Origin of the sequence: Mesorhizobium sp. M7A.F.Ca.CA.003.01.2.1 (assembly GCF_003998945.1) — a bacterium.
GTDB classification, from domain to species: Bacteria; Pseudomonadota; Alphaproteobacteria; order Rhizobiales; family Rhizobiaceae; genus Mesorhizobium; species Mesorhizobium ciceri.
The window spans coordinates 1-6,138 of record NZ_RZRA01000261.1 but is presented as its reverse complement, the minus strand read 5'-3'; the positions used below and the strand labels follow the sequence as shown (position 1 = coordinate 6,138).

The window sequence follows — 6,138 nt, the reverse complement described above, 5'->3', positions numbered from 1 at the left end:
CGGCGCCACCGCGCCGTCCAACACCGGCACCTGGTGCGTGCCGCCGGGCGACAACAGGCATGCCGTGGCCGAGCGACGCTGGCAGCGCACCGGCGAACTCGCCGACCCGCGCTGGATGCTGCGCTGCGTTGACACCGCCTACCGCAACCTGCTCAGGCTCTCCGAATGGGGCTATCCCTTCCCGAGCGAGGATGACGGCCGGCTCTACATCGCCAATCTGCGCGGCCCGGACTACATGCGCTTCATGCGCCGCCGCGTGCTTTTGGCCGGCGTCACCGTCCTCGACCATCATCCCGCGCTCGAACTTTTGTCGGACGGCGATGCCATCGTCGGCGCCGCCGGTGTCGCCAGGCAGATCGGCCAGGATTGGCGCGTCGACGCCAACGCGGTGGTGCTGGCGACCGGTGGCTGCGCTTTCCGCGAGCGCATCCTCGGCGCGACCGGGCTGACCGGCGACGGCTATCTGATGGCGGCGGAGGCCGGCGCCAGCCTGTCGGGCATGGAGTTCACCGGCAAATACACGCTGGCGCCCTACGGCTCCTCGTTGAACAAGGGGCTGCCGTTCCGCTGGGCGTCGTTCCATCGCGAAGATGGCTCACCGATCGTCGGGCCGACCGGCGAGCCGTTGCGCAACGGCATCGGCGACCGCGAGGAGGAAGTGGCGCGCGCGCTGATCGACGGCCCGGTCTACGCGCGGCTCGATCAGGCCGAACCAGCGCTGCAGGGCTGGCTGCGCCAGGGCCAGCCGAATTGCTTCGTGCCCTATGACCGCGCCGGCATCGACCCTTTCAGCGAGCTGTTCCGCATCACCCTGCGCGCCGAAGGCACGGTGCGCGGCACGGGCGGCATAGACATCGTCTCCGACGATTGCGCCACCGGCGTACCCGGCCTCTATGTCGCCGGCGACGCGGCCAGCCGCGAGATCATGACCGGTGCGGTGTCGGGCGGCGGCGCCGTCAATTCGTCCTGGGCGCTGGCCAGCGGCTGGTGGGCGGGCAAGGGCGCTTCGACCCATGCCAAGCGCCGGACCGGCAAGGCATTCCGCACTGAGGTGCAGTCGCTTGGCCAGGCTGGATTACGTCCTGCATCATCGCCGCGCGTCGACATCTCGGCAGGCGAAGTCATCGAGGCGGTGCGCAGTGAGGTGACGCCGCTCGACAAGAATTTCTTCCGCACCGGCGAAGGCCTGGAGAAAAGCGGCGAGCGGTTGGAGAGTGTCTGGCGCGACGTGCGCGACCATCTGCAAGGCGACGGGCTGGATAGGGTCCGTACCCGAGAGGCAGCTTCGATCGCCGCCGCCGGGCGCTGGTCCGTGGCCGCAGCGCTGCACCGCACCGAGAGCCGCGGTATGCATCGCCGCACCGATTTGCCGGGCAAGAGCCCGGCCTTCGCGCACCGGCTGGTCATCACCGGTGTGGATGCGTTCCGCATCGCAGGCGCGCCTGAGCGGCTGGCGGAGCTGGCGTCATGATCGAGATCGTCTCGGCCACGCGCTGTGTCGAATGCGACATCTGCGTCAAGGTGTGCCCGGCCAACGTCTTCGACGCGACCGAGAGCGGCGTGCCAGTGATCGCCCGCCAGGAGGACTGCCAGACCTGCTTCCTGTGCGAAATCTACTGCCCGACCGACGCGCTCTATGTGGCCGAGTTCGCCGAAGGGCCGACCGGCATCACGGAAGCTCAGGCCGACGCCCGACAGCTGTTTGGCTCCTATGCCCGCGCGCTCGGCTGGAAGCGCGGCAAGGCCGGCGGCTCGGAATTCGACCCGACGCACCGCATCCGCGTGGCGCAGTGAACCGATCGGAGACAGATATGGACCGTATCGTCGTCAGCGACATCAGCAAGACCTTCCAGCTCAAGCCGGGGCAGTTCGTCACCGTCGATGGCGAGGCGACCGACCGCGTCACCGTGCTCGATGGCGTTGACCTCTCGATCCGCAAGGGCGAGTTCATCACGCTGGTCGGCCCCAGCGGCTCGGGCAAGTCGGTGCTGCTCGACATCATTGGCGGGCTGACGCAGGCGACCGGCGGCGACGTCAAGCTCGATGGCCGGCGCATCACCAGGCCCGACCCGAAGACCGGCTATGTCTTCCAGCAATATGCGCTGTTTCCCTGGCGCACGGCGCTCGCCAACATCGAATATGCGCTGGAAGTGCGCGGCGTGGCCAAGGCTGAGCGCACGGCGACGGCCCGCCATCTGTTGTCGCTGTTCGGCCTTGCCGGCTTCGAGGACCGTTTTCCCAACCAGCTGTCCGGCGGCATGCAGCAGCGTGTGGCGATCGCGCGTGCGCTGGCCAGCAACCCGGAAGTGTTGCTGATGGATGAGCCGTTCGCGGCGCTTGACCAGCAGACGCGCGAGCTTCTGCAAGGCGAGCTGCTGCGGATCTGGGGCAAGATCAACACGACGGTCATTTTCGTCACCCACTCGATCGACGAGGCGATCTTCCTCGCCGACCGGGTGGTGGTGATGACGGCGCGGCCGGGCGCGGTGAAGGAGATCATCGATATCGACCTGCCACGGCCGCGCGACGGCGACATCCGCGCCAGCGCCGAATTCAATCTATATCGCGCTCGCGTCTGGGACGTGCTGCGCGACGAGGTCAACAAGGCGCAGAAGGACTGGACTCTGTCGCCAGCCTTCAGTCACTGAGGAACTGGACCCATGGCCTATCTGACCGAGAAGTTTGGCTCCGCTGGAGCGCTCCACCTGTTTGCCGGCGCTGGCGAAACGGTAGCCGCCGCCAGGGTCCCCGCCATCAAGGCCAACGCCAAGATCCGGAGCAAGAAAGCGAGCCGCGGCACATTCCTCTATGGCTTGCCGCTGCTCGGCCTGTTCTTCCTGCTGTGGGAGATCGCGCCCCGGCTCGGCTGGCTGAACCGGATCTTCTTTCCGCCGCTGAGCGAGGTGCTGGTCGCCGGGTGGGCGCTGCTCGCCTCGGGCGTGCTGATCGAGCATATCGGCATAAGCCTGCAGCGCGCTGCGATCGGCTTCGCACTCGGCGTGGTGGTCGCCATCCCGCTCGGTCTGTTGATGGGGCGCTATTCGCTGTTCGAGAAGGTTTCCGACCTTTTGGTGCAGACGCTGCGCAACACCTCGCAATTCGCGCTTCTGCCGGTGTTCATCCTGCTGCTCGGCATCGGCGAGGAATCGAAGGTCGCGATCACCTTCTACTCCTCGGTGTTTTTTCTCCTCGTCAACACGATCAGCGGCGTCAAGTCGGTCGATCCGCTGCTCATCAAGGCGGCGCGCTCGATGGGCACGTCCGACTTCGACCTGTTCCGGAAAGTCATCCTGCCGGCCAGCATTCCCTCGATCGTCGCCGGCGCTCGGCTGGCGGTGAAATCCTCGCTGTTCGCGGTCATCGGCGCCGAGATGCTGGCGGCCAAATCCGGCCTCGGTTTCCTCATCCAGAATTCGCAGCTGATGATGGAAACGGCCGACATGTACGCCGGCATCCTGACGCTGACCGTCATCGGCCTGACCGTCAATTACCTGCTCGTCTGGTTCGAGCGCTGGGCAACAGCCTGGAAGGGCCAGTCCGAGACCTCGCTCATTTAAGCGGCCCCATTCATTCCAAACAGGAAGGATTTTCCCATGCCCAACATCCCATTCGACGCAATTCGCCGGCTGCTTCTGAAGGGCGCCATTGCCGTCGTAATCGGCCTTGGCGGCATGCCTGCCTTCGCACAGGACAAGCCTGACATCATCCGCATCGGCAGCACGGCGCCGGGGCACCTCAAATTCATCCTCGCCAAGAAGGACGGCTGGTGGGACAAGGAATTCGCCAAGGACGGCATCAAGGTCGAACTGGTGACCTTCAACGGCGGCTCGGAAGCCACGACGGCATTGGCGACCGGCGCCATCGAGTTCACCTATACCGGCAACAATCCGGCGCTGCGCGTTGCTGCGTCCGGCGCCGACGTCAAGCTGATCGGCCTGTCGAGCTATGTGAAGGCCGGCGGTTCCTACATCGTCGTCAAAACCGACTCGCCGTTGAAGACGCTGCAGGATCTCAGGGGCAAGAAGGTCGCCTATCTCACCGGAACGGTGCGGCATTCGAACTTCAGCAAGGCACTGAACAGCGTCGGCCTGACCACCAATGACGTCGAAGGTCTGAACCTGCCTTTCGAGGCATCCGGCCCGGCGCTGCTGCGCGGCGATATCGACGCCATTGTCGAGACGGATTCGACGGCGGCCAAGCTGGGCGACACCGGCGAGGCGCGGGTGCTGTTCGACACCAGCACCCATCCGGAATGGAACGTGCCGAACGTCATCTCGGTCAACGGCGCCTTCGCGGCGAAATATCCCGATCTGGTCAAGCGGCTGCTGAAGGTCGACATCGAGATTTCGCGTTGGGCCGACGCTCATCCGGACGAGACGATCAAGACGTTTGTGGAGGCGACCAAGTCGTCGGAGAAATCCGTCCGCAAGACCTATGCCGACGGGGTGTTCCACCAGGATCCGAAACTCACCGACGACGCGATCGCCGCCTTGCAGGGCGAGGAGAAATTCATGGCCAGCGCCGGGCTCCTGAAGGGCTCGATCGACTACGGAAAATGGGTCGACAAGAGCTTTGTCGATGGCGCCGCGGCTGAAGTCGCTGCCGTCCAATAGACTGGAAGCATCGAGCGGGGCGGGCGCTTTACCGCGCTGCCCCGTTCGTCTGGTCCGTCAAATCTCTGGGATGTTCTCCTTGAAGATCACCTGCAGCCTTGGCTGGTGCAGTTCATAGGGCAATCCCCGGACCGCATGGGTCAAAGTGTTGAGCGCTTCGCGGGCTTCGACGCGCGGGTTCTGGTCGATGACCGCGTCGAGCGTGCCGTCGAGCAGAAGGTCCTTGGTGCCGTCCGTCACCTCGTGGCCGAGGAAGACCATGGACTGGGCGCGGCCGTGCTCCTTGAGCGCGCGGGCGATGCCGGTGTTGCCGGCGCCGACATTGTAGATCGCGGCAAGGTCGGGGTGCCGCTCCAGCAGGGCCGATGCCTCCGAATAGGCCTTCTCGCGGTCGTCGAGCATTTCGCGCATCTCGACGATCTGCAGGTTGGGTGATTCCTCGGTCAGGACGTGGCGGAACCCCATCTCGCGTTCTTCGTGGCCGCGATAGGACAGCGAGCCGGCGAACAGCGCCACCTTGCCCGGATGCCCCGATCCCATGAAGCGGTTGAGCAGATAGCCGGCCAGCCGCCCGGCGGCGCGGTTGTCGATGCCGATATAGGCGACCCTGGGCACATGCAGGATGTCGGAGGCGATGGTCACCACCTTGATATCGTTGGCCGACAGGGATCGGATCGCTTCGCGCACCGTCGGATGGTCGAGCGCTATAACGCCGACGCCTTGCGTCTGTCCGCGCAGGTCCTGCAGCAGGCGGGCGAGCCGGTCAGGATTGAAGCCCTCGATGGTGGCGATATGGACATCGAGGTCGGGCCGCGCCAGAGCCTGTGCCTCGATGTGCCGGTGCAGCATCTTGATGAAGGAATTGGTGCCGGCCGGCAGCGCGAAGTCGAGTCGGATGACCTCGCCAGGCGAGGGCCGTGGCGGCGCGCCGTTCGGGCCTTCGGCGATGTAGCCGAGGCGCTGCGCCATTTCGAGCACGATTTCGCGCGTGCGCGCCCGCACGCCGGGTCGGTTGTTGAGCACGCGGTCGACGGTGGCGGCCGAGACGCCGGCTTCCCGGGCTATGTCAGTCAGGGTGGAACGCACCGTCTTTCATCTCCTGCATGCGTCAGATCGGCTGGTGACGGCTTCCCCGCCATCGGCGATTCTGATGGGAAATGATGTATCCGCCCTTAGCCCATGCGCAAGCCGCCGCGCTAAATCAAATGGTCCGGCAGGGCTGCGCAGGGCCGGGAAGGGTCGTGTGCCCTCAAATTGAAGCACCCGGCATGATGCATGGATCCCGTTTTTGTGCATTTCCTTGCCCTATTGCGATGTTGTGAGGTGTTTTGATTATTTATGATGTTGACAGCCTTGCCATGCTGCCGTCAATATCCCTCATAAGGGCCGTGGAGGAAACGTGGCCCTGAGGGAGGAGTTTCAATGTCTGACTTGATCCGCATCTCGCGGCGCCGGCTGCTGGCATCCGGAGGAAAGGCGGCTGTGATCATGGCCGCCGCTGGTATCGCACCCCAATTCATTCGTC

The 6,138-nt window shown here is 65.1% G+C and carries 6 protein-coding genes; 5 read left to right on the top strand and 1 reads right to left on the bottom strand.

Annotated elements, in window-relative coordinates; genetic code table 11:
- The 5 genes from EN969_RS13075 to EN969_RS13055 form a co-directional block, all read left to right on the top strand.
- A partial coding sequence (locus tag EN969_RS13075) for an FAD-binding protein (RefSeq protein WP_127419164.1) occupies nt 1–1,471 on the top strand: 1,471 nt, incomplete at its 5' end.
- Nucleotides 1,468–1,794 (top strand): ferredoxin family protein, encoded by a 327-nt coding sequence (locus EN969_RS13070; RefSeq protein WP_013530816.1) that lies wholly within the window; start codon nt 1,468–1,470, stop codon nt 1,792–1,794. The genes EN969_RS13075 and EN969_RS13070, both read left to right, overlap by 4 nt.
- Before the next feature lie 17 nt (nt 1,795–1,811).
- The gene (locus tag EN969_RS13065) at nt 1,812–2,648 is read left to right on the top strand and encodes an ABC transporter ATP-binding protein (RefSeq protein ID WP_013530817.1); all 837 of its coding nucleotides are present in this window, start codon (nt 1,812–1,814) and stop codon (nt 2,646–2,648) included.
- Between the two features lie 12 nt (nt 2,649–2,660).
- Nucleotides 2,661–3,557 (top strand): ABC transporter permease, encoded by an 897-nt coding sequence (locus EN969_RS13060; RefSeq protein ID WP_127224208.1) that lies wholly within the window; start codon nt 2,661–2,663, stop codon nt 3,555–3,557.
- Between the two features lie 36 nt (nt 3,558–3,593).
- Nucleotides 3,594–4,613, top strand: a complete 1,020-nt coding sequence (locus EN969_RS13055) for an aliphatic sulfonate ABC transporter substrate-binding protein (RefSeq protein WP_063168543.1) — start codon at nt 3,594–3,596, stop codon at nt 4,611–4,613.
- A 57-nt stretch (nt 4,614–4,670) separates the two neighbouring features.
- Here EN969_RS13055 and EN969_RS13050 read toward each other — a convergent pair whose 3' ends face one another.
- Nucleotides 4,671–5,699 carry a LacI family DNA-binding transcriptional regulator gene (locus tag EN969_RS13050; protein ID WP_024501567.1) on the bottom strand — a complete coding sequence of 343 codons (1,029 nt, stop codon included), beginning with the start codon at nt 5,697–5,699 and terminating at the stop codon, nt 4,671–4,673.
- Between the last annotated feature and the right edge of the window lie 439 nt (nt 5,700–6,138).